General features: G+C 59.3%; 21 protein-coding genes. 15 read left to right on the forward strand and 6 right to left on the reverse strand.

The window, feature by feature from the left end; genetic code table 11:
• Positions 1-209 precede the first annotated feature (209 nt).
• Positions 210-1,133, forward strand: a complete 924-nt coding sequence (gene lpxL / locus ACL2XG_RS18010) for an LpxL/LpxP family Kdo(2)-lipid IV(A) lauroyl/palmitoleoyl acyltransferase (protein WP_410013173.1) — start codon at positions 210-212, stop codon at positions 1,131-1,133.
• 608 nt (positions 1,134-1,741) lie between these two features.
• Here lpxL and hemY read toward each other — a convergent pair.
• The 4 genes from hemY to hemC are packed head-to-tail and all read right to left on the reverse strand — an operon-like array spanning position 1,742 to position 5,903.
• A complete protein-coding gene (hemY, locus tag ACL2XG_RS18015) occupies positions 1,742-2,980 on the reverse strand; it encodes a protoheme IX biogenesis protein HemY (protein WP_410013174.1) in 1,239 nt (412 codons plus the stop codon).
• 3 nt (positions 2,981-2,983) lie between these two features.
• Positions 2,984-4,192: a uroporphyrinogen-III C-methyltransferase gene (hemX, locus tag ACL2XG_RS18020; RefSeq protein WP_413721596.1), complete on the reverse strand. Its 1,209-nt coding sequence runs from the start codon at positions 4,190-4,192 to the stop codon at positions 2,984-2,986.
• Positions 4,193-4,215: 23 nt separating this feature from the next.
• Positions 4,216-4,956, reverse strand: coding sequence for a uroporphyrinogen-III synthase (hemD, locus tag ACL2XG_RS18025; RefSeq protein WP_410013176.1), 741 nt, complete (start codon positions 4,954-4,956; stop codon positions 4,216-4,218).
• Positions 4,953-5,903, reverse strand: coding sequence for a hydroxymethylbilane synthase (gene hemC, locus ACL2XG_RS18030; protein WP_410013177.1), 951 nt, complete (start codon positions 5,901-5,903; stop codon positions 4,953-4,955). The genes hemD and hemC overlap by 4 nt, the downstream gene beginning before the upstream one ends.
• A gap of 295 nt (positions 5,904-6,198) precedes the next feature.
• Here hemC and ACL2XG_RS18035 point away from each other — a divergent pair, with 295 nt between their 5' ends.
• The 9 genes from ACL2XG_RS18035 (at position 6,199) to ACL2XG_RS18075 (ending at position 17,036) form a co-directional block, all read left to right on the forward strand.
• The gene (locus ACL2XG_RS18035; RefSeq protein WP_413721595.1) at positions 6,199-8,751 is read left to right on the forward strand and encodes a class I adenylate cyclase; all 2,553 of its coding nucleotides are present in this window, start codon (positions 6,199-6,201) and stop codon (positions 8,749-8,751) included.
• A gap of 141 nt (positions 8,752-8,892) precedes the next feature.
• A complete protein-coding gene (lptM, locus tag ACL2XG_RS18040) occupies positions 8,893-9,084 on the forward strand; it encodes an LPS translocon maturation chaperone LptM (protein ID WP_410013179.1) in 192 nt (63 codons plus the stop codon).
• A gap of 69 nt (positions 9,085-9,153) precedes the next feature.
• The gene (dapF, locus tag ACL2XG_RS18045) at positions 9,154-9,978 is read left to right on the forward strand and encodes a diaminopimelate epimerase (RefSeq protein ID WP_410013180.1); all 825 of its coding nucleotides are present in this window, start codon (positions 9,154-9,156) and stop codon (positions 9,976-9,978) included.
• Complete coding sequence (locus tag ACL2XG_RS18050; RefSeq protein ID WP_410013181.1) at positions 9,975-10,679, forward strand: DUF484 domain-containing protein; 705 nt, start codon at positions 9,975-9,977, stop codon at positions 10,677-10,679. The genes dapF and ACL2XG_RS18050 overlap by 4 nt, the downstream gene beginning before the upstream one ends.
• Positions 10,676-11,587, forward strand: a complete 912-nt coding sequence (gene xerC, locus ACL2XG_RS18055) for a tyrosine recombinase XerC (RefSeq protein ID WP_410013182.1) — start codon at positions 10,676-10,678, stop codon at positions 11,585-11,587. The genes ACL2XG_RS18050 and xerC overlap by 4 nt, the downstream gene beginning before the upstream one ends.
• Positions 11,587-12,303 (forward strand): 5-amino-6-(5-phospho-D-ribitylamino)uracil phosphatase YigB, encoded by a 717-nt coding sequence (gene yigB, locus ACL2XG_RS18060; RefSeq protein ID WP_413721594.1) that lies wholly within the window; start codon positions 11,587-11,589, stop codon positions 12,301-12,303. Before xerC ends, yigB begins: the two co-directional genes overlap by 1 nt.
• Positions 12,304-12,361: 58 nt before the next feature.
• Entirely contained in the window at positions 12,362-14,524 is a 2,163-nt protein-coding gene (gene uvrD, locus ACL2XG_RS18065) for a DNA helicase II (RefSeq protein WP_410013184.1), read from the forward strand.
• 378 nt (positions 14,525-14,902) lie between these two features.
• Positions 14,903-15,853 (forward strand): magnesium/cobalt transporter CorA, encoded by a 951-nt coding sequence (gene corA, locus ACL2XG_RS18070; protein ID WP_410013185.1) that lies wholly within the window; start codon positions 14,903-14,905, stop codon positions 15,851-15,853.
• Positions 15,854-15,980: 127 nt separating this feature from the next.
• Positions 15,981-17,036, forward strand: a complete 1,056-nt coding sequence (locus tag ACL2XG_RS18075; RefSeq protein WP_410013186.1) for an AbrB family transcriptional regulator — start codon at positions 15,981-15,983, stop codon at positions 17,034-17,036.
• Here ACL2XG_RS18075 and rarD read toward each other — a convergent pair.
• Positions 16,974-17,915: an EamA family transporter RarD gene (rarD, locus tag ACL2XG_RS18080; RefSeq protein ID WP_413721593.1), complete on the reverse strand. Its 942-nt coding sequence runs from the start codon at positions 17,913-17,915 to the stop codon at positions 16,974-16,976. The two genes, ACL2XG_RS18075 and rarD, sit on opposite strands and share 63 nt — an antisense overlap.
• Positions 17,916-18,183: 268 nt before the next feature.
• Here rarD and pldA point away from each other — a divergent pair, with 268 nt between their 5' ends.
• The 3 genes from pldA to rhtC all read left to right on the forward strand — a co-directional run bounded on the left by pldA (position 18,184) and on the right by rhtC (position 21,715).
• Positions 18,184-19,053, forward strand: a complete 870-nt coding sequence (gene pldA, locus ACL2XG_RS18085) for a phospholipase A (RefSeq protein ID WP_410013188.1) — start codon at positions 18,184-18,186, stop codon at positions 19,051-19,053.
• 64 nt (positions 19,054-19,117) lie between these two features.
• A complete protein-coding gene (gene recQ / locus ACL2XG_RS18090; RefSeq protein ID WP_410013189.1) occupies positions 19,118-20,950 on the forward strand; it encodes an ATP-dependent DNA helicase RecQ in 1,833 nt (610 codons plus the stop codon).
• Positions 20,951-21,091: 141 nt separating this feature from the next.
• Complete coding sequence (gene rhtC, locus ACL2XG_RS18095) at positions 21,092-21,715, forward strand: threonine export protein RhtC (protein WP_413721592.1); 624 nt, start codon at positions 21,092-21,094, stop codon at positions 21,713-21,715.
• Here the strand turns inward: rhtC and rhtB are convergent.
• Entirely contained in the window at positions 21,702-22,319 is a 618-nt protein-coding gene (gene rhtB / locus ACL2XG_RS18100) for a homoserine/homoserine lactone efflux protein (RefSeq protein WP_413721591.1), read from the reverse strand. The two genes, rhtC and rhtB, sit on opposite strands and share 14 nt — an antisense overlap.
• Positions 22,320-22,468: 149 nt before the next feature.
• Between rhtB and pldB the strand changes: the two genes are divergently transcribed.
• Positions 22,469-23,503, forward strand: a complete 1,035-nt coding sequence (gene pldB / locus ACL2XG_RS18105) for a lysophospholipase L2 (protein ID WP_413721590.1) — start codon at positions 22,469-22,471, stop codon at positions 23,501-23,503.
• A gap of 9 nt (positions 23,504-23,512) precedes the next feature.
• The gene (yigL, locus tag ACL2XG_RS18110; RefSeq protein WP_413721589.1) at positions 23,513-24,310 is read left to right on the forward strand and encodes a sugar/pyridoxal phosphate phosphatase YigL; all 798 of its coding nucleotides are present in this window, start codon (positions 23,513-23,515) and stop codon (positions 24,308-24,310) included.
• The last annotated feature ends 90 nt before the right edge of the window (positions 24,311-24,400 follow it).

A 24,400-nucleotide genomic window follows, 5' to 3' on the forward strand; every position in this document is an offset into this window, starting at 1 on the left:
AAATAAAACGGCTAGTATTATTCGGTTCTATTTTTCTTTTGACGCTTGGTGAACGGCCGGAAAAGCCTGTTTTTTTATAATTGAATATCTTTTAATGCACCCATGCGGCGAGAGTCAGTGTCCTCGTTAAGCTCATCGTAGTAAGTAATAACCCAGGTTATTACCTATGCCGAATTATTGACGCCGTCCCGTGCTGCGGAACCATCCCTATGATCCAACGTTGGCTATTGCCGTTAAGTTATATGCACCCCAGGTATTGGTTACTTTGGCTGGGGCTTGGCCTGTTGTTTTTATTAGTGCAGCTGCCTTATCCGCTGCTACTGCGCCTGGGCGGGGGTATGGGGTTGTTATCCATGCGCTTTTTAAAAAGGCGCGTTGCCATCGCCAAACGTAATCTTGAGCTCAGTTTCCCTACTCTCGAGCCGGAACAAATCAAAATAAAATTGGCCGATAACTTTTCTTCCCTGGGCATGGGCCTGATGGAAACTGGAATGGCGTGGTTTTGGTCCGACCAGCGTATAAAAAAATGGTTCGATGTGGTCGGCCTGGAAAACCTGGATTCCCCCATAGGGGAGAAAAATGGGGTTATCGTTATCGGCGTGCATTTTATGACGCTGGAGCTGCATTTTCGTATTTTAGGCCACTGCAAACCCATGACCGTCATGTATCGTCCCCATAACAGCAAAATTATGGAACTGGTGCAGAAGTGGGGCCGTTCCCGCTCGGGGAATTCCCTGGTCAGCCGTAAAAAACTGGTTTGCATGGTACACACGTTAAAACGCGGCGGCGTGGTCTGGTTTGCCCCGGATCAGGATAACGGCCCGAAGGGCAGCGTATTTGTGCCGTTTTTCGGCGTCAATCAAACCGCCACCACCAACGGCACCTTTACCATCGCCAAGCTGGCCCGGCCGAAGCTGGTCAGCGCCGTGGTCATCCGCAAACCCGACCGCCTGGGCTACCAGTTAATTATTTCGCCGGAGCTGCAAAACTACCCTTACGACGACAGCCTGGCGGCCGCCAACTATGTCAACCGGGTGATAGAGACTGAAATCATGAAAGCCCCCGGCCAATATCTATGGCTGCACCGGCGGTTTAAAACCCGGCCGCTGGGGGAGAAGTCATTATATATTTAGCGCGGGCGGCGTTGCGTATACTCTAGGGGTATATGTCTCGAAATAGAGACATATAACCATTTGAATTAAATATAAATAATTATTTCAGCCTATTTGTGTCTCTCACAGGTAACAGGTTCCGCCGGCGGCGTCCGCGCAATAAGCGCGGCCTGTCTGTTATCGTCTGTCCGGCAGGCGGCAATGATTTGCACGGCGATGGCGGGCAAAGTCCGGCGAAATCAATTTAAGTTATTGTTTATCAATATGTTGATATTGTTATTCGCAGCCATGATGCGGAAAGAATGAGGCCGGCCGTACCCTTATTGATGCGCTTCAGCCGCGGGTAAAAAAATATCCCGCGGCAAAACCTGTCCTGGCACGCAAACTGCACTACCCTTGTTGTAGATGCTCATTCCACCCTCTTATGTTCGCGTTTACGCCTCATAAACCCCGGAATGACGCAGAGCCAAACTTGTGGCGCCTATTGTCCAGCTCCATGATGAGTCCCTCATCAGAACCTTCGGACAAAACGTTGAGTGAGGCGCCAAACTGTTGTCTTATGACCTGACCTTGTTAAACACTTGCCGTGATGGCAAGTGTTTTTTTTAATCCAAACCGGGGCGGGTTACCTATGGCAAAGGTTTCAGCGCCGGGTCTGGCTGCGGGACGGGCTGCGCCTGCTGCGGGGCTTGCAGCGATAGGTTGATGGATTCCTGGCGCATTTGCGTGGCCTCTTCCGGCAGACGCAGGCGATCGAGCACATCGGCCAGCCAGGCGTAGTCATGGGCGTCCGGACGCTGGGCAAGCGCGGCGCGGAACGCGTCGGCGGCGGCCTGCCATTCGCCGCGCTTCATCAAGAGCTGACCCATGGTGCTGTTAAGCAATGGGGACGCGCCCTGCTGCTTGATCTGCTGGCGCAGGACTTTTTCCAGCTGCTCCGGATCGCCGGTTTTCAGGCGCGGCACCAGCAACAGCAGCTGTTCGTTGTAATGGTCCTTCAATCCTTTGACGATAATAGCCTGGGCGGTTTCATGATCGTTGCAGACGATCAGATGTTCCGCCAGCGCGATCTGTAGTTGGGGATCGTTGCGGGTGCGGCGGCTTTGATTGCGCCACCAGCTATTCAGGCCCTCGCTGCCCTCGTTCTCCATGATCTGGTCCATCAATCCGCTGTAGGCCTGGTGCTCCAGCGACTGGATTTTACTCTCTTCATAGACCCGCACTTTGCGCATGGCCGGCAGGATATCCAGCAGCGCCTGCCAGGCGCGGGTGCGGATAAACGCCTGCTCGGCGAGGCGCAGCACCTCCGGATGACGCGGAGCGATCTCCAGCAAACGGTCGGCGCCGTGACGGGCGGCATGGTTTTCATTGCGCGCCAGCTGGATGCGCACCCGGGTGATATCCACCGGCAGCTGATCGTTATCCGCCGCCTCCATGGCCCGCTCCAGATGCTGGTTGGCGCGAATATCGTCGCCCCGTTGCTGCGCCGCCTCGGCGGCCAGCAGGTAATTGACCACTGGCTGATCGGCGTGGTCGGCGTTGCGGGTCAGCAATTTTTCCACCTGCCGGTAATCGCCTTCCGCCAGTTTCATCAGCGCGGCTTTGGTATGTTTGCGGGCACGGTGGTTTTTACGCACCAGGAACCAGCGGCGGGTACGCGCGCCGGTACGGAAAACGCGCCGCAACACCCACTCCACGATAAACAGCGCCACCAGCGCCACAATCAGGATAATCACCAGACCGGTCACGCTGGTCTCGATATTGTAATTATCGGTCTGGATCAGTACATAACCCTGATGGCCGGCGATAATCGGCCCGATCACAATCCCGGCAATCAGCAGGATGAACAGCAACAATACGCGTAGCATCGTTTATTCTCCCTGAGCGGCGGGGGCATTAGCAACCGCGGCCGACGGCTGCGCCAGCAGGTTGCGCACGCGCGTCTGCACCAGTTTCTCCAGCAGCGGCTGGCTGCTTAACTGTGCCGGCACATCCATGCTGATATTCTGCTGGCTCAGGTCGTCCAGTTCGCTGAGAAAGGCGCGGGTATTGGCATCATCGGCGTCGAAATAGGCGCGTACCCAGGTAGAGACGCTTTCCAGGGATTGCCGGTAGATTTCATTTTGGTGGCGCGGCACCGCTTGCGCCGCAATCAGCAGGCGCGAGCGGATATTTTCACGCAGGTAGATATCCTGGTTTGGCGCCAGCAGCGGCTCGGCGCTGGTATCGCGACGGCGGATGGTAATAAAGTCATTCATAAAGTTGTGCCAGCTTTTGCTGAGGTTTTGCCGCCATTCACGCACCGAGCTTGACAGCTCGCTGCCGCCGTCGCTGTCCATGGGGGATTCATCGCTGTCGTTGTCGGCCAGACGCAGGTTGTCCACCTGGTTTGACAACTGATTCACTTTCAGAATAATCCCGTCAAAATCCACCTGGCTGACGCCTGAGAGGGCGGCAATATCCTCGGTTATGGCGCGACGCACGTTCATCAGGCTGGGATCGTTCATATCCGCCAGGCTGGCATCGGCGCTCTTGAGCAGCGCGCCGGCGGTGACGATATCCTGATCGCTCCAGAGCTTGCGGCCGGCCTGCTTGACCAGGAAATCCGCCTGGGCCAATAGCCAGGTATTGGCATCGGAGCCGGAGATGGTGGCGACTTTATCACGCAATTCGCTTAACTGCCTGTCCTGGACGGCCGCCTGCTGCTGGGCGGCGCCAAGCTGCCGGCCCTGCTGCTGCAACGCCGCCTGGGATTGCTGCTGCTGCTGTTGCTGCGCCTGCTGCAATGCCTCGATGCGGGATTGCAGCTGTTGATTCAGCGCGTTTTGCGTTTTTGCCTGCCGGACGCCGTACATATAGAGCGCGGCGGCCAGCAGCAGGGACAGGATAATGGCGATAGCCGCCAGGATGACGCCTAGGGGCTTTTTGCCGCTCTTGGGGGCCTTCGTCCCGCCGACCGGAGGATTGGCCTTGGCGGTACCCGCCGCCGTATCGCCGGGCGCGAATGACGAGGGCTTAGGCGTATCCGCCGCTCGGGTTGCATCTTCCTGCGGAGTCGTTGGAGTAGTGTGTTCCGTCATATTGGCCTATCCCATGATTAGATTTAGAGCAGCACACGCATAAGCGCATCGTTGTCTGCCGCGTTTGCTACGACGATGTCCGTCCAGCCCAATTGGCGGGCTAAAGCCCCGATTCGTTCACTCACCACGACCAGCCGGCATTGCAACAGCCATGAGACGCGATAGTACTCAGGAATTAAAGTATAGAATTGTTGTAACATTTCGCCGCTGGTAATGATCAAAGTATTGATGCCCAGTTGCTGACAGCGCCGGCTTTGCTGTTCGCCGTCGTAATGCACCGGGCTGCGCTGATAGCATTCACAATACGCGACCTCGGCGCCACGTTGCCGCAACGTCTCCTCCAGTACTTCCCGCCCGCCGTTGCCGCGCAGGATCAGCGCCCGCAGTCCGGCGACGCGCTGTAGCGACGGCAGGCGCAGCAGATGTTCGCTGCTTTCGCCGTCGTGGGGGTAGTCCACCGGCAGGCCGGAGGCGGTGTGCATCAGCAGGCCGCTGGTGCGGCCGACTGCGAGGTATTGCAGCGTTTCCGGCCAGGACAGGCCCCGGCGGGTCAGAAACGGGTGGGCATAATTGACCGCATGTTTCGAGACGATAAACACCAGATCGCCCGGCCGCAGCGCGCCCAGGCGTTCGGGCAGCCGGGCCAGTTCGTCTCCGGGGGCAAAATCAATAAGCGGCAGGTGCCAGGCGGATCGGCCGCGCGCGCGCAAGCGGTTCACCAGCTCTTCGCCGGCGGGGGACGGGCGCGTGACCAGGATGCTCATTGCGGCGAATCCTGGTTTTCCGCCGCATAGACCTGATCGAGGATTTCCCGGGCGCCCTGCCTGAGCAATTCCTCCGCCAGGCGGATGCCCAACGCTTCCGCTTCCTCCAGGGGAGCGCTGCTTTCGGCGCGGATAACCCTGCCGCCGTCGGGGCTGCCCACCAGCGCGCGTAGCCAGATCCGGTCGCCCTGAATTTCGGCGTAGCTGCCGATAGGCACCTGGCAACCGCCGTCAAGACGGGCGTTCATGGCGCGCTCCGCGCTGATGCGAGTGGCGGTGGCGCGGTGATGCAGCGGGGCCAGCAGCGCGCGGGTACGTCGGTCGTCCAGACGGCATTCCACGCCGACCGCCCCCTGGCCGACAGCGGGCAGGCACAGCTCGGGTTCCAGCGGCGTACGGATGCGATCCTGCAGATCCAGGCGCTTCAGTCCGGCCACCGCCAGGATGATCGCATCGTATTCGCCCCGATCCAGCCTGGCCAGGCGCGTGCCCACGTTGCCGCGCAGATCGCGGATCACCAGATCCGGACGGCGTTCCCGTACCTGGCACTGCCGGCGCAGGCTGGACGTGCCCACCACGGCGCCCGGCGGCAGCTCGTCCAGGCTGGCGTAGGCCGGGGAGACGAAGGCGTCGCGGGGATCCTCGCGCTCACAAATGGTCACCAGCCCCAGCCCGTCGGGGAATGAGACGGTCACGTCCTTCATGGAGTGCACGGCGATATCGGCGCGATCCTCAAGCAGGGCGCGCTCCAGCTCCTTGATAAAAAGCCCTTTGCCGCCCACCTTGGCCAGCGGCGTATCCAGCAAAATGTCGCCGCGGGTCACCATGGGTACCAGTTCCACCCGTAAATCGGGATGATGAAGCTGCAGCTGGCGCTGAACATACTGTGCTTGCCATAGCGCCAGCGGGCTCTGCCGGGTGGCGATGCGTATCAGGGTATCTTGCATTCTGGGTTACCGTTTCTCACATTCTTTAACCATTCTACCATCGATAGTAAAACGCTGTAAGTTATCAGGATCCGGTGATGGCGGCATGGGGTGAAGTGCCGATAATCGGGAATTAAAGGTTGCCGCGGGGAAAAGTGTTATAATTAACGGGTAGCTTAACTTTCTTTACGGTCAAACAGCAAGGTGTTAAATTGATCACGTTTCCAGCAATTACCGGCCGACCCATCTTCAAAACAACACTCCGGCCGGGTATGGAAATAGGCTCTTAGGCACCGGGATAACCAGGCGAGACGTCTTGTACTTCTACATCGAGACATTGAAACAGAGACTGGACGCGATCAACCAATTACGGGTGGATCGGGCGTTGGCGGCCATGGGGCCGGCCTTTCAGCAAGTCTACAGTCTGCTGCCAACCTTATTACATTATCATCATCCAATGCTTCCGGGTTACCTAGAAGGTAACGTTCCGTGCGGCGTTTGCTTCTACACGTGCGATGAAAGCCAGGCCGCCTGGATAGCCGATATTGAGCGCCAGTCCGCGCAGCCGATGGTGACGCCCGCCAGCGGGGAAAGGCCGATCACCGGGGTTTACTCCATGGGCAGCACCTCGTCCATCGGGCAGAACGCCAATTCCGACCTGGATATCTGGGTCTGCCATCAGTCCTGGCTGGATAACGAAGAACGTTATCAGTTGCAGCGCAAATGCGCCCTGCTGGAAAAATGGGCCGGCACCAAGGGCGTGGACGTCAACTTCTTCCTGATTGATGAAAACCGCTTCCGCCATAACGAAAGCGGCAGCCTGGGTGATGAAGACTGCGGTTCCACCCAGCATATCCTGTTGCTGGACGAATTCTACCGCACCGCGGTGCGCATGGCCGGCAAGCGCATTTTATGGAATATGGTGCCGGGCGACGAAGAAGAGCATTATGACGATTACGTCATGTCGCTTTATGCCCGCGGCGCGCTGACCCCCAATGAATGGCTCGATCTGGGCGGGCTGGGCACGCTGTCCGCCGAAGAATATTTCGGCGCCAGCCTGTGGCAACTGTATAAAAGCATCGATTCCCCGTACAAAGCGGTGCTCAAGACCCTGCTGCTGGAGGCCTATTCCTGGGAATATCCCCATACCCAGCTGCTGGCCATGAATATCAAGCAGCATTTGCACGACGGCGAGATAGTCTCCTACGGCCTCGATCCTTATTGCATGATGCTGGAGCGCGTGACCCACTACCTGACCCAGATTAACGACACCACCCGGCTGGACCTGGTGCGGCGCTGTTTCTACCTCAAGGTCTGCGAAAAGCTCTCGCTGACGCCTGAAAGCGTCGTCTGGCGCCGCGAGATCCTAAGCCAGCAGGTCAAGGAGTGGGGCTGGGACGAAGCGCGCCTGAGCATGCTCGACGACCGCGCCAACTGGAAAATCGGCCAGGTGCGTGAGGCGCATAACGAACTGCTCGACGCCATGATGCAAAGCTACCGTAACCTGATTCGCTTTGCGCGCCGCAATAACCTGAGCGTCAGCGCCAGCCCGCAGGATATCGGGGTGCTGACCCGTAAACTCTACGCGGCGTTTGAAGCGCTGCCGGGCAAGGTGACGCTGATTAACCCGCAGATCTCCCCCGATCTGTCCGAACCGAACCTCACGTTTATCCATGTGCCCCAGGGCCGGGCCAACCGGGCCGGCTGGTACCTGTATAACCAGTCGCCGGCGATGGAATCCATCATCAGCCACCAGCCGCTGGAATATAACCGCTACCTGAACAAGCTGGTGGCCTGGGCGTGGTTTAACGGCCTGCTGACCGAAAAGACCCAGTTGCATATCAAGGGCAGCGACCTGTGCGATCTGCCCCGGCTGCAGGAACTGGTGGCGGATGTGTCGCGCAATTTCCCGCTGCGGGTGCCGGCGCCGACGCCCAAGGCGCTCTACAGCCCCTGCGAAATCCGCCATCTGGCGATCATCGTCAACCTTGAACACGATCCGACCGCGGTTTTCCGCAACCAGGTGGTGCATTTTGATTTCCGCAAGCTGGACGTGTTCAGCTTCGGCCAACAGCAGGAGTGCCTGGTGGGCAGTATCGACCTGCTGTACCGCAATTCGTGGAATGAGGTGCGCACCCTGCATTTCAACGGCGAGCAGGCGGTACTGGAAGCGTTGAAAACCATCCTCGGCAAGATGCATCAGGACGCCGCGCCGCCTGATACGGTGGAAGTGTTCTGCTACAGCCAGCATTTGCGCGGACTTATCCGCACCCGGGTGCAGCAGTTGGTGGCGGATTGCATCGAACTGCGTCTATCCAGCACCCGCCAGGATCCGGCGCGGTTTAAAGCGGTCCGGGTAGCCGGCCAGACCTGGGGATTGTTTTTTGAACGCCTGAGCGTCTCGGTGCAGAAACTGGAAAACGCCATTGAATTCTACGGCGCCATTTCCAACAATAAGCTGCATGGCCTGTCGATCCAGATGGAAACGGAAAAAATTCATTTACCGCCGGTGGTGGACGGTTTCGCCAGCGAAGGCATAATCCAGTTCTTTTTTGAAGACAGCGCCGACGACCAGGGCTTTAACATTTATATCCTGGACGAGACCAACCGGGTCGAGGCTTACCACCATTGCGAAGGCAGCAAGGAAGAGCTGGTGCGCGATGTGAGCCGTTTTTATTCGTCGTCCCACGACCGCTTCACCTACGGTTCCAGCTTTATCAACTTCAACCTGCCGCAGTTTTACCAGATTGTGCAGCTGGACGGCCGTATCCAGGTGGTGCCGTTTCGCAGCAGCGTACTGTCCCATTTGTGCGCGCCGGCCTATGAGCATGACGCGTCGTCACTGCCGCAGCAGGCACGGTTGAACTAGCCGCCCCGCCCGTGTGGCGCGCCTGTTTCCCCCCGCCGATGCCCGGCGCCCGGCGGCGCCGGCATTCGATTCCTATTGCTTTTCAGCATCTAACTGCGATGATAGTTAGCCTGAAAGTATGAATAACAGGTAGCTAAGCGCATGAAAAACCCGTTACGCCTTATTACCCTGGCGTTTTTAGTTCTGGGATTGAACGGATGTGGGCTGAAAGGTCCGCTATATTACCCGCCGGCCGAGAAAACCACCGCCAAACCGAAACCCGCCAGGACGGTTACGCCAACGCCTGTGCAAACCGCGAATCCCGGTGGCGCCTCGACGTCGGCGCAGCCGTAACCGCGATTCAGTCGCATCGGCTTTAGAGACGCGCTATGCTGCGCGTAAGGTTACTCAGCGGAGTGAATTATGCAGTTTTCCAAAATGCACGGTCTGGGAAACGACTTTATGGTCGTGGACGCCGTGACGCAAAATGTCTACTTTTCGCCGGAGCTGATCCGTCGCCTGGCGGACCGGCATTATGGCGTCGGGTTCGACCAACTGCTGGTAGTGGAGCCTCCCTACGACCCGGAACTGGATTTTCATTACCGTATTTTTAACGCCGACGGCAGCGAAGTGGCGCAATGCGGCAACGGCGCGCGGTGTTTTGCCCGTTTTGTCAGGATGAAAAGTTTAACCAACAAACGTGAAATACACGTCAGTACCCAAACCGGCCGTATGATATTAACCATTACCGATGATGAACTGGTAAGGGTCAATATGGGCGAACCCAATTTTGACCCGCAGATGGTGCCCTTCCGCGCCACCAAGGCGGAAAAGACCTATATCATGCGGGTGGCGGAGCAAACCGTGCTGTGCGGCGTGGTATCCATGGGCAATCCCCACTGCGTGATAACGGTGGAGGATATCGATACCGCGCCGGTGGAGACGCTGGGGCCGCTGCTTGAAAACCACGAGCGTTTCCCGGAGCGGGCGAACATCGGTTTTATGCAGGTGATAGACCCGCAGCACATCCGCCTGCGGGTTTACGAGCGCGGCGCCGGGGAAACACGCGCCTGCGGCAGCGGCGCCTGCGCGGCGGTGGCCATCGGCATTCAGCAGGCGCTGCTGGCGGAGCGCGTCAGCGTCGACCTGCCGGGCGGCACGCTGGACATCAGTTGGAAAGGACCGGGCAATCCGCTGTATATGACCGGGCCGGCAACCCATATCTACGACGGATTTATACATCTATGAAGCATGTCGGGGAACAACTGGAGACCGCGGCGCGGCTGGACGACAGCACGGTGGCGCAATTTCTGCTGGAAAACCCGGATTTTTTTATCCGCAACGCTTGCCAGGTCGAGCAGATGCGCGTGCCCCATGTCAACCGGGGCAGCGTTTCCCTGCTGGAGTGGCAACTGGCCCGCCAGCGTAATCATATCCGCCAGCTGGAGGAAGAGATTACCCTGTTGATGGAGCAGGCGAGCGCCAACGAGCAGCTGTTTAACCGGCTGTTGCATCTGCAGTCCGATCTGGCGGCCGCCGACAGCCTGCTGGATATGCTTAACCGCCTGCAGCGCTGGGCGCGCGGCCTGGGCTTGTCCGGGGCGCATGTCAGGCTGTTCACCGATAAATGGTATATCGGCGCGCCGTCGGATTTTACCCACCTGGGCATTTCCCGCACCGCGTTTGAGCCCCTGCGCATCCAGCGGCTGGGGCAGGGCAACCATTATCTGGGTGGCCTGAACGGCCCCGAACTGCTGCAGCTGTTGCCCCAGGCGCGGCAGGTCGGCTCGGTGGCGATTTCCCTGATGGGGGAAAAAGGCGACCTGGGCGTGCTGACCTTTACCAGCCGCGACAGCCAGCATTATCAGTCCGGCATGGGCACGGTGCTGTTACAGCAACTGGCCATCCTGCTGCCCGGCCTGCTGGCCCGCTGGGTCGGGCGTTCATGACCCTCCAGGTCTCGCCGCTGCGCCCGGAGGTGGATGCGTTTTTGCGCTACCTGCGGGTGGAGCGGCAGCTCAGTCCGCTGACGCAGTCCAGTTACGATCGCCAGTTAACCGCCTTGATCGATATAGCCGGCGAGCTGGGCCTGACCGCCTGGCCCCAGCTCGACGTGACCCATGTCCGCGCGATGGCCACCCGCAGCAAACGCCGCGGTCTGCAGGCCGCCAGCCTGGCGCTGCGGCTCTCGGCGCTGCGCAGCTTTCTCGACTGGCTGGTCGGACGCGGCGAATTGAAGGCCAATCCGGCCAAAGGCGTGCCGGCGCCGCGCAGCGGCCGCCACCTGCCGAAAAACATGGATGTGGACGAAGTGAACCGTCTGCTGGATATCAATACCGACGATCCGCTGGCGGTACGGGATCGCGCCATGCTGGAACTGATGTATGGCGACGGCCTGCGATTGGCGGAGCTGGTCAACCTGGACCGCGGCCATATCGATTTGGCGGCGGGCGAAGTCTGGGTGGTGGGCAAGGGCAACAAAGAACGCAAGCTGCCGCTGGGCAAGACCGCCATCGTCTGGCTGGAGCACTGGCTGGCGCTGCGTGAGCGGTTCGCCCCGGTGGATAACGCGGTATTTGTCGCCAGGACCGGCAAGCGCATCTCCATGCGCAACGTGCAAAAGCGTTTTGCCGAGTGGGGCGTCAAACAGGGACTGGAGAGCCATGTCCATCCGCATAAGCTGCGCCATTCGTTCGCCACCCATATGCTGGAATCCAGCGGCAACCTGCGCGCGGTACAGGAATTGCTCGGCCACGCCAATGTATCCACCACCCAGATCTATACCCACCTTGATTTCCAGCACCTGGCATTGGTTTACGATGCGGCGCATCCACGAGCCAAACGAGGTAAAAGCTGATGCATTTTTATCGCCCCCTGCGCGAGATTCGCGCATTGACCTTCGATCTGGACGACACGCTGTATGATAACCGTCCGGTTATCGCCCGTACCGAGCGGGAATCGACGCTTTTCCTGCAACGGTACCATCCGGCGCTGAAAGATCTGGACGCCGGCCACTTCCAGCGCATCCGCGCCGAGCTGCGCCGGCGCGAGCCGGATATCTACCATGACGTCAGCCAGTGGCGCTGGCGCGCGGTCGAGCTGACCATGCGCAACCAGGGGCTGGACGCGCGCGCGGCCCGGGCCGGCGCGGACGCCTTTATGGCGAGTTTTGCCCGCTGGCGCAGCGACATCGATGTGCCAGCCGACACCCACCGGACCTTAAGCGTTTTGGGCGAACGCTGGCCGCTGGTGGCCATCACCAACGGCAACGCCTCCCCCGAGGCCTGCGGGCTGGGCGGCTATTTTGCTTTTGTGCTGCGCGCCGGTCCCGACGGACGCGCCAAACCGTACCGGGACATGTATCATATCGCGGCGCAAAGGCTGGGGCTGGCGCCGGAAAACATCCTGCACGTCGGTGATGATTTAACCGCCGATATCACCGGCGCCGTCGCTTCGGGCCTGCAGGCGTGCTGGGTAAACGATCGCGGCGGCAATTTTTTCCAGGCCGCGGATGCCCGTTTGTTGCCTCATATTGAAATTTCGCAGTTGGCTTCCCTGACAGCCTTGTTATAATCCTCACTATGTCTGTATAAATAACCAGTACCTTAACGCCGGATAAAGAAGGCCTTCTATGGACGTTTCCGATCTGCTCAACAGCCTGAACGACAAACAGCGCGAAGCCGTAGCGGCGCCGCGCGGCAATTTGCTGGTCCTGGCGGGCGCCGGCAGCGGCAAAACGCGGGTATTGGTGCATCGCATCGCCTGGCTGCTGTCGGTGGAGAACTGCTCGCCCTATTCTATCCTGTCGGTGACCTTTACCAACAAGGCGGCGGCGGAAATGCGCCATCGCATCGAACATCTGATCGGCACCGCCCAGGGCGGCATGTGGATCGGCACCTTCCACGGCCTGGCCCACCGCCTGCTGCGCGCCCATCATATGGACGCCAATCTGCCGCAGGATTTCCAGATCCTCGACAGCGAGGACCAGCTGCGGCTGCTCAGGCGCATTATCCGCGCGCTCAATATCGACGAGAAGCAATGGCCGCCGCGCCAGGCCATGTGGTATATCGGCGGCAAAAAAGACGAGGGCCTGCGCCCGCAGCATGTGGAGAGCTACGGCAACCCCGTGGAGGCCACCTGGCTGCGCATCTACCAGGCCTACCAGGAAGCCTGCGATCGCGCGGGACTGGTGGATTTTGCCGAACTGCTGCTGCGCGCCCACGAGCTGTGGCTGAACAAACCCCATATTCTCAAGCACTACCGCGAACGCTTCAGCAATATCCTGGTGGACGAATTCCAGGACACCAACCGCATCCAGTATGCCTGGATAAGGCTCCTGGCCGGCGATAGCGGCAACGTCATGATTGTCGGCGACGACGACCAGTCAATCTATGGCTGGCGCGGCGCGCAGGTGGAGAATATCCAGCGCTTCCTGGATGATTTTCCCGGCGCCCACACCGTGCGCCTGGAGCAGAACTACCGCTCCACCAGCAATATCCTCAAAGCGGCCAATGCCCTCATCGCCCATAACGGCGGCCGGCTGGGGAAAAACCTTTGGACCGAGGACGCCGAGGGCGAGCCGATTTCGGTTTACTGCGCGTTCAACGAGCTGGACGAGGCGCGCTTTGTGGTCAACCGCATCCGCACCTGGCAGGAAACGGGCAATGCGCTTAGCGACAGCGCTATCCTCTATCGCAGCAACGCCCAGTCCCGGGTGCTGGAAGAGGCGCTGTTGCAAAACGCCATGCCTTACCGCATTTACGGCGGCCAGCGCTTTTTTGAACGCCAGGAAATCAAGGACGCGCTGGCCTACCTGCGCCTGATCGCCAACCGGAATGACGACGCGGCGTTCGAGCGCGTGGTCAACACCCCGACGCGCGGCATCGGCGACCGTACGCTGGACGTCGTGCGCCAGGCGGCCCGGGATCGGCAACTGACCCTCTGGCAGGCAACCCGCGAGTTATTGCGCGATCGGGTGCTGGCCGGGCGCGCCGCGTCGGCCATGCAGCGCTTTGTCGAACTGGTGGATGCCCTGGCGGAGGAAACGGTCGACCTGCCGCTGCATGTGCAAACGGACCGGGTGATCAGGAACTCGGGCCTGTGGATCATGTATGAGCAGGAAAAGGGCGAGAAGGGCCAGGCGCGCATCGAAAACCTGGAGGAACTGGTGACCGCCACGCGGCAGTACAGCTACCAGGATGAAGACCAGGATTTGATGCCGCTGCAGGCGTTTTTATCCCACGCCGCCCTGGAGGCGGGGGAAGGACAGGCCCATGCCAACCAGGACGCGGTGCAGCTGATGACCCTGCATTCCGCCAAGGGGCTGGAATTCCGCCAGGTGTTTATCGTCGGCATGGAGGAGGGCATGTTCCCAAGCCAAATGTCCCTGGACGAGGGTGGTCGGCTGGAGGAAGAGCGCCGCCTGGCCTATGTGGGCGTCACCCGCGCCATGGAAAAGCTGACCATCACCTACGCGGAAACCCGCCGGCTGTACGGCAAGGAGGCCTTTCACCGGCCCTCGCGATTTGTCGGCGAACTGCCCGAGGAATGTATCGAGGAGGTGCGGCTGCGCGCAAGCGTCACCCGGCCGGCCAACCATCAGCGCATGGGTACCCCGGTCAGTGAAAACGACAGCGGATTTACGCTGGGGCAGCGGGTGCGCCATCCCAAGTTCGGCGAAGGCACGGTGATAAACCTCGAGGGCACCGGCGAGCACAGCCGGTTGCAGATTGCTTTCCAGGGTCAGGGCATCAAGTGGCTGGTGGCGGCTTACGCCCGCCTGGAAACGGTATAATCCCCCTGGTTTCGGCTAACGGGTCCGTTCACGCGCGGTTACTGATTAAATCAGCCGATCGTACGCGAAATATACAGTTTTGCGCCGCTTGCGTATTGACAGTCTTTTTCATCTCGGCGTAACATGCGCGCACTATTATGATTAGAGGATTACGCCTTGGACGCCCCCAGTAGATACTGGCTCGTTAATCTGTTTATCAGGTACACCCACTAAGGCTATCCCTATTGCTGATGGCCTCAGTGGTTGTCAGCGACCCGCGTTTATGTGTCGCTCTGAGTCAGATCTGTGATGGTCTGAAACTTGCCGGTGACATTCTCACCCCCGGTTTCTGCTTTCTAATGCGTTTCCCGATTGTCACCGCTAAGGAAGCTATGGCGTATGCTTAACGCGTTTAAATTGGATCACAATCGCTTGTCCCGCCTTGAGCTGGATGAAGCCGACAGGTTAGCTGATTCCGTCTGGGTGGATCTGATTGAACCCGGCAACGATGAGCGGGACCGGGTGCAGGATGAGCTGGGCCAAAGCCTGGCGACCCGGCTGGACCTGGAGGATATCGAGGCGTCGGCGCGTTTTTTCGAAGACGAAGACGGGCTGCATATCCACTCCTTCTTTTTTTACGAGGACGCCGAAGATCACGCCGGCAACGCCACCGTGGCGTTCACCATCCGCGACGGGCGCCTCTATACCCTGCGCGAGCGGGAGCTGCCCGCATTCCGCCTCTACCGCATGCGCGCCCGCAGCCAGCGGCTTACCGACGGCAACGCCTACGAGCTGCTGCTGGATCTGTTTGAAACGAAAATCGAGCAGTTGGCCGACGAAATAGAAAATATCTACAGCGATCTGGAAGCCTTGAGCCTGGTTATTATGGAAGGGCACCAGGGCGACGAGTACGACGAGGCGCTTTCCACCCTGGCGGAGCTGGAAGACGTCGGTTGGAAGGTACGGCTGTGCCTTATGGATACCCAGCGCGCCCTCAACTTCCTGGTGCGCAAGGCGCGGCTGCCGTCGGGGCAGCTGGAGCAGGCGCGGGAAATCCTGCGCGATATCGAGTCCCTGCTGCCCCACAACGAATCGCTGTTCCAGAAGGTGAACTTCCTGATGCAGGCGGCGATGGGGTTTATCAATATCGAGCAAAACCGCATCATCAAAATCTTCTCGGTGGTCTCGGTGGTGTTCCTGCCTCCCACCCTGGTGGCCTCCAGCTACGGCATGAATTTCACCTTTATGCCCGAGCTGAAATGGTCGTTTGGTTATCCCGGCGCCATCGGTCTGATGATCCTGGCGGGACTGGCGCCTTATCTCTACTTTAAGCGCAAGAACTGGCTATAGCGGCGGCGGTTCAACGGATATTATTGTACGATAAATGATTGCCCCGCCGGGCGAATATGATAAAACAGGATGGCCTGGCTAAAACATCCTGCTTTAGCGCACCTGATAAACGTTGCGAACGTTGCCGATGAAACATTTGCCGCTTACCGCCCAATGGGCCGTGTTACTGTTTTGCTCGCTGTCCCTGGGATTTACCCTGCAATATTTCCACTTCCCGGCCGCCCTGCTGATGGGACCGATGCTGGTGGGGGTGGTCATGGCGCTCTGCGGCGCCACCATTGATATTCCCCCGCGCATTTTTGTCGGCTGCCAGGCGGTTCTGGGCTGCATGATAGCCCTGACCCTCTCCCCCACGATCCTGCATGTCCTCATCTCCGACTGGCTGCTGGTGCTGATTGTGCTGGCGCTGACCCTGTTGGCCAGCGGCCTGTCGGGCTGGCTTCTGGTGCGGTTCAGCAGCCTGCCTGGCCCTACCGGGGCCTGGGGGGCGTCTCCGGGCGGGGCGTCGGCCATGGTGGCCATGGCGGGGGAGTTCGGCGCGGATGTGCGGCTGGTGGCGTTCATGCAGTATCTGCGCGTGCTGTTTGTGGCGGCGGCGGCGGCCCTGGTGGCGCATATCAGCATGGGGGAACAGGGTGTCGCGGCGGCGGACGTAATATGGTTTCCGGCGCTCGATTACCGTTTTGCCGCCACCCTGGCCATTGCCGTCGCCGGCGCCTGGCTGGGGCGGAAACTGCATATTCCCGCCGGCGCGCTGCTGATTCCTATGCTGGCCGGCGCCGCCCTGCACATCACCGGCACGCTGACGATGCAGGTGCCGGAATGGCTGCTGGCGCTGGCCTATGCGTTTATCGGCTGGACCGTCGGGCTACGCTTTACCCCCGCCATTGTGATGCTGGCGTTAAAAACGCTGCCGCAGATGGTGGCGTCCATCGTGGGATTAATTCTGTTATGCGGGTTTATGGCCTGGGTGCTGACGCTGGTGCTGCCGGTGGATCTGCTCACCGCCTATCTCGCCACCAGCCCCGGCGGGCTGGATACCGTGGCGATTATCGCCGCGGGCAGCCACGCCGATATCGGTTTTGTCATGGCGATGCAAAGCCTGCGGCTGTTCTCGATTTTATTGATCGGCCCGGCCATGGCGCGCTTTATCTCCCGCCACGCCGTGCCGCCCATGACGTGATTTTTGCTGCGTGAGTGCCGCGTCAAAGATAAACACCGCCAGCGCCAGCCAGATAAATCCAAAGGCGAACAGCTTGTCCTCCGTCATGGCTTCGCCGTAAAACACCACCGCCAGCAGGAACATCAGCGTCGGGCCGAGATACTGGAAAAAGCCCAGCGTCGAGAGGCGCAGATTGTTGGCGGCGGCGGCAAACAGCAGCAGCGGTATGGTGGTGATAATGCCCGCCGCCACCAGCAGCATATTGAGCTGCCACGGATTGGCGCTCAAATGGCTGGTGGGGCTGTCGGCGAAGATAAAGAGATACCAGGCGCCCGCCGGCAGCAGCCAGAGCGTTTCGATCAGCATGCCGGTCTGCGGGTCGACGCCCAGTTTTTTGCGCAGCAGGCCGTAAAACGCAAAGCTGAAGGCCAGGCCCAGGGCAATCCAGGGCAGCGAGCCGAATTTCCACAGCTGTATCAGCACGCCACAGATGGCCAGGCCTACCGCCAGCCACTGCAATTTGCGAAAGCGTTCGCCGAGAAATACCATTCCCAGCAATATATTGACCAGCGGATTGATAAAATAGCCCAGGCTGGCTTCCAGCATATGGTGATGATTAACCGCCCAGATATACAGCAGCCAATTGCTGCCCACCAGCAATGACGTCACGCCCAGCAGCAGCAGCGCCTTGGGTCGGCGGCATACCTCGCGCACCTGCCGCCATTTACGGCACAGGGTCAGCAACGCCAGCATAAAAAAAACCGACCAGATAATGCGGTGGGTAAGGATTTCCGTGGCGGGAACTTGTTGGATCAGTTTGAAATACGCCGGCGCCAACCCCCAGATAAGATACGCGCCCAGCGCGCATAGCACGCCCTGGCGCGTGGATGTTTCATTCATGGGTTAACCTGGTTAGCAAAAATAAGCTGGCCAGTATAAGCGAAAGTTATGACTTATTCACCTGCGGATCATCGCCGGCGCCTTCCCGCGGCGCAGGCGTTGATAGGGCGCCGCAGGCGGCAGCCATAGGATTTTAAGTGCAAGCGATCGCTTACATGCATGTACGAATAGTGTGTAATTCGCTAAAAGAAATAGTTGATAGTGTGTAAAATGATCCGCTTGCATGGGTTTTATGCATTCTTACATTGCGCACTTCGGAGAAAAATATATGCGTAAGCTGTTGGGAGCCGCTGTTTTCTTTTTAGGATCAACGACGTTTGCGAATGCACAAGAAGCGACGGTGGTTAAAATCCACGACGCGCCGGCTGTCAGGGGCAGTATTATCGCTAATATGCTGCAGGAGCATGATAATGCTTTTGTGCTGTATCCGTATGAAAGCAATTTCGTCATGTACACCTATACCAGCGATATTAACAAAGAAGCCATTAAATCCTATGACTGGGCCGATGGCGCCCGCCGCGACGAACTGGACTTCCAACTGAGCCTGGGCTTCCCGCTGTGGCGCGGCATCGCCGGGGATAATTCCGTATTGGGCGCGTCCTATACCCAGCATTCCTTTTGGCAGACGTCCAATACCGACGAATCGTCGCCGTTTCGTGAAACGAATTATGAACCCCAGCTGTTCCTCGGCTGGGCAACGGATTATGATTTTGCCGGCTGGACCCTGCGCGATATCGAAGTCGGCGTCAATCATCAGTCCAACGGCAGATCCGACCCCACCTCGCGCAGCTGGGACCGCGCCTACACCCGCCTGATGGCGCAAAACGGCAACTGGCAGGTGGAAGTGAAGCCCTGGTTTACCTTCGGTAGCACCGATGACAACCCTGATATCACCAAGTATTTGGGTTATTATCGGCTCAAGATAGGCTATGCGTGGGGTGAAAGCGTGTTCAGCGTTGAAAGCCACTACAACTGGAACAGCGGCTACGGCAGCGGCCAACTGGGCTGGAGTTATCCCATTTCCCGCCATGTGCGCTTTTATACCCAGGTATTCAGCGGGTACGGCGAGTCGCTCATCGATTATGATCACCGGCAAACCCGCGTCGGGGTCGGTTTTATGCTTAACGACTTTATGTAAGCCGGCAGGTATTCTTACAGGCGCCGGAATGTCCGGCGCATGAACGTAATAAATTGGGGAAGATGTGTCAACGGTGGCTGTAATAGATCGGGAAGCGCTGGCGGAGCAGATACTGCATGATACCTTCGGCTACCAGCAGTTCCGCCCGGGTCAGCAAGCGCTGATCAACGCCGTGATGAGCGGCAGGGATTGCCTGGCGGTCATGCCGACCGGCGGCGGCAAATCCTTGTGCTACCAGATTCCGGCGCTGGTGATGGACGGGTTGACTATCGTGGTGTCGCCCCTGATTTCCCTGATGAAGGATCAGGTGGATCAACTGCTGGCCTATGGCGTGGCCGCGGGATGCCTGAATTCAACGCAAACCCGCGAACAGCAGCATGAAGTGATGACCGGCTGCCGCGATGGCCGCATCAAGCTGCTCTATATCGCGCCGGAACGCTTGATGATGGACAATATGCTGGAGCAGCTACTCACGTGGCATCCGGCGATGATTGCGGTGGACGAAGCGCACTGCATCTCGCAGTGGGGGCATGATTTTCGCCCGGAATACCGCACCCTGGGGCAAATCAAGCGGCATTTCCCCGGCCTGCCGTTTATCGCGCTCACCGCCACGGCCGACGAAACCACCCGTCTTGATATTGTGCGCCTGCTGGACCTGCGCGACCCGCTAATCCAAATCAGTAGTTTCGATCGCCCCAATATCCGCTATACCCTGGTGGAAAAATATAAACCCTTCGAGCAGCTTTGGCACTATGTGCAGGGCCAGCGCGGCAAGTGCGGCATTATCTATTGCAACAGCCGCGCCAAGGTGGAGGACGTCAGCGCGCGCCTGCAAAGCCGCGGGGTGAGCGCCGACGCTTATCATGCCGGCCTGAGCAATGACCGGCGCGGGCAGGTGCAGGAAGCATTCCAGCGCGACGATTTGCAGGTGGTGGTGGCGACCGTCGCCTTCGGCATGGGCATCAACAAGCCCAACGTGCGGTTTGTGCTGCATTTTGATATCCCGCGCAATATCGAGTCCTATTACCAGGAAACCGGCCGCGCCGGCCGCGACGGCTTGCCCGCCGAGGCCATTTTGTTTTACGATCCGGCGGATATGGCCTGGCTGCGCCGGTGCCTGGAAGAAAAGGCCCCCGGCGAGCAGCAGGATATCGAGCGCCATAAGCTTAACGCCATGGGCGCGTTCGCCGAGGCGCAGACCTGTCGCCGCCTGGTGTTGCTGAATTATTTTGGCGAGGGGCGCCAACAGCCCTGCGGCAACTGCGATATTTGCCTCGATCCTCCCAAGCGCTACGATGGGCTGGAGGAAGCGCGCAAGGCGTTGTCCTGTATTTATCGGGTGGGCCAGCGTTTCGGCATGGGGTATATCGTCGAAGTATTGCGCGGCGCCAATAGCCAGCGCATCCGCGACTACGCCCATGATAAACTGCCGGTGTACGGCATCGGCCGCGACCGCACCAACGAGCACTGGGTCAGCGTGCTGCGCCAGCTTATCCATCTTGGGCTGGTCAGCCAGAACATTACCCAGCATTCGGCGCTGCAGCTGACCGAGTCGGCGCGTCCGGTGTTACGCGGCGAAGTGCCGCTGATGCTGGCCGAGCCGCGGCTGCCCAACCTTAAGGCGCGCAGCACCGCGCCGAAAACCTATGGCGGCAATTATGACCGCCAGCTGTTCGCCAAGCTGCGCAAGCTGCGCAAATCCCTGGCGGATGAGGCCAACGTGCCGCCGTACGTGGTATTTAACGACGCGACGCTGCTGGAAATGGCCGAACAGCTGCCGGTGACGCCCGGGGACATGCTGCGGGTGAACGGCGTCGGCAATCGTAAACTCGATCGCTTCGGTATGCCGTTCCTTACCATGATCCGCGAACATCTGGTTGATGACGACCCCCTATAGGGGCCGGCCGTGCACAGCCGTATGCCGTTATCCGCGTCCGGCGCGGCGGCCGGGGTGAAGCGGGACCAGCGTTAGCCAAGGGTTTTATGCAAGCCGTAAACCGGTTGCCGGGGCGGCAACCGTTACCAGGAGCGTCCACTGATGTTAATTTTATTTGTTACCGTGGCCATGGTGCATTTGATTGCCCTGATGAGCCCGGGTCCGGATTTTTTCTTTATCTCCCAGACCGCGGCCAGCCGTTCGCGCCGCGACGCCATGATGGGCGTGCTGGGCATTAGCCTGGGCGTGGCGGTATGGGCCGCCGTGGCGCTGATGGGCCTGCACCTGCTGCTGATGAAGATGAAGTGGCTACACAGCCTTATCACCGTCGGCGGCGGGCTTTACCTGTGCTGGATGGGGTGGCAACTGCTGCGCGCGGCCCGGCGTCCGGCCGCGCCGCAGATGGACGGCCATCCGGCCGCCGCGTTACCGCGTTCAGGCCGCACCTTTGTGCGCGGCCTGCTGACCAATCTGGCTAATCCCAAGGCGGTGATCTATTTCGGCAGCGTGTTCTCCCTGTTTGTCGGCGATAATGTGCCGGCCGGGGCGCGCTGGGGCTTATTTATCCTGATCATCGCCGAAACCCTGATGTGGTTCAGCATCGTGGCGGTGGTGTTTGCCTTACCGGCCATGCGCCGCGGCTACCAGCGCCTGGCGCGCTGGATTGACGGCGTGGCGGGCGTGTTTTTTGCCGGCTTCGGCATCAGCCTGATTATTTCGCGCTAGCCAGCAGCGCGCCGACCATGATAAACAGCGACCCGAAGGTGCGGTTAAGACGCCGCAGCTGGCGCGGCCCCTTAAGCCAATGCGCCAGGCGGGTCGCCAGGGTCGCGTAGCCAATCATCACGATAGTATCCACCGCCAGGGTGGTGACGCCGAGCACCAGGTATTGGGATGCCTGCGGTTGGTGCGGCAGCACGAACTGCGGGAACAGCGCGGCCAGGAAGACGATGCTTTTCGGGTTGGTCAGGTTAACGAAAACCGCCCGTTGAAATAACCGGCGTCTGGACAGCAGGGCGGCCCCCGCGACGTCCAGGCTGAAACTGCCGGCGGCGCGCCATTGCTGGATGCCGAGCCAGACCAGGTAAGCGACCCCCAGCCATTTCAGGATTTCAAACGCCAACAGCGAATGGGCGAACAATGCCCCCAACCCGATGCCCACCAGTACGATATGCGTGGCCAGCCCGACCTGCAGGCCGGCGATGGACGCCGCCGCGCCGCGATAACCGTGGGTGATGCCGGTGCTCATGGTGTTAATCGCCCCTGAGCCGGGCGACAGGCTCAACAGGGTGGTCGTGAGCAGATAGGTCAGCCACCAGTCCCAGGTCATTAATTGCGCTCCCTGAAATGTTATTTTTATGTCACACTATGTCGATAGGGTAGAGTAGCCTTTTCCCCGCCAGGACGGCAATGATTTTCCAGCGCGCAGGACAGTCTCAACTGCCCCGTGTTTTGCCAGTGCCAGGAGTAGCGCAGGTGGTGTCGGTACATAAAAAAAAATGGTTAAACCGCGAACAACAGTTTGCCGCCTTTTCCACCGGTCCGTTACTGGATTTCTGGCATCAACGGGAAGAGGGCGAGTTTGTCGGGGCGCAGGGCATGCCGATTCGCTTTGTCCGACTGCGCTCGCCCCGGCACGATAAAGTCATCGTCATCAGCACCGGGCGTATTGAAAGCTACGTCAAATACCCTGAGGTGGCCTACGATCTTTTTCACTGCGGCTACGACGTGATGATTATCGATCACCGCGGCCAGGGGCGTTCCGGCCGCCTGCTCGAAGATACCCACCGCGGGCATGTGCTGCAGTTTGGCGATTACGTCAGCGATTTTACCCAGTTCTGGCAGCAGTATGTGGCTCCCGGGCGCTATAAACGCCGTTTTGCCCTGGCGCATTCCATGGGCGGGGCGATTCTGGCCCTGTTTCTGGCGGCCATGCCGGACGCCTGCGACGCCGCGGTGCTCTGCGCGCCCATGTTCGGCATCCGCCTGCCGATGCCGCACTGGCTGGCCTGGCAAATCCTGGAGTGGACCGAGCAGCGCCCGGCCATGCGCGATTATTATGCCATCGGCACCGGTCAGTGGCGGCCCATGCCGTTTATGCTCAATATGCTGACGCACAGCGGCCAGCGCTATCGGCGCAGTTTGCGTTTTTACGCCGACGATCCTGAATTGCGGGTCGGCGGACCGACCTATCATTGGGTCAGGGAAGGGGTGTTGGCGGGTCATGACGTGCTGGCCAAGGCCGCCGCCATCACCACCCCGGTATTGCTGCTGCAGGCCGGGGAAGACCGGATTGTCGATAACCGCAGCCACGATATTTTTTGCCAGGCCATGGCGGCGGCGGGACATCCGTGCGCGGAAAATAAACCGGTCAGGATCGAAGGCGCCAGACATGAAATCCTGTTTGAAAAAGACAGCCTGCGCGCCGAGGCGCTGGAGAAAATTGTCGCGTTTTTTGGCCGCGATCACTTTATTCCCGGCGGTGATCAATCGCCGATAACACCAGAGGTTTAATAAAGGCTTATGTATTACGTTGTTGCTTCCGATCTTGACGGTACCCTGCTTGCGCCGGACCATACTCTCAAACCTTACACTAAGGAAACCTTGCAACTGCTGACCGCCCGGGGCATCAACTTTGTCTTTGCCACCGGCCGTCATCATATTGATGTTTCCCAAATTCGCGACGGCCTCGGTATTTCAGCCTATATGATCACCTCCAACGGCGCGCGGGTACATAGTCCTGACGGCGAGATGATTTTTGCCCATGACGTGGACGAAGATATCGCCGCCGATCTGTTCGGCCTGGTGCACGACGATCCGGAAATCCTCACCAACGTCTATCGCCGCGATGACTGGTATATGAATCGTAACCGGTTAGATCAACAGGACTTTTTCCGCGAGTCCGAATTTAACTACCAACTGTTCGAACCGGGGATGCTGCCTACCGACGGTATCTGCAAGGTGTATTACACCAGCGACAACCATGAACGGCTGGTGGCGCTGGAAAATGCGCTGAATGCGCGTTGGGGAGATCGGGTCAACGTCAGTTTTTCGTTGCCGGTATGCCTGGAAGTGATGGCCGGCGGCGTCTCCAAGGGGCATGCGTTGGATCAGGTGGCGAAAACGCTGGGGTTTGCCTTATCCGACTGTATTTCGTTTGGCGACGGCATGAATGATAAAGAAATGCTTGCCATGGCCGGCAAGGGCTGCATCATGAAAAATTCGCAGCAGCGCCTGAAAGATCTGCTGCCGGAGCTGGAGATCATCGGCACCAACGCCGATGAATCGGTGCCGCGCTTTCTGCGCAACATGTTTTTGTGAACATTGCCTCCAGTCGTTTCTAAGCCGGCCCTGACGCCGGCTTTTTTATCGGTATTCCCGCCGTCCCCCATGCGCAACACCGCTGAATTC

This window comes from Sodalis sp. RH24 (assembly GCF_047324145.1).
Classification (GTDB): Bacteria; Pseudomonadota; Gammaproteobacteria; order Enterobacterales; family Enterobacteriaceae; genus Acerihabitans.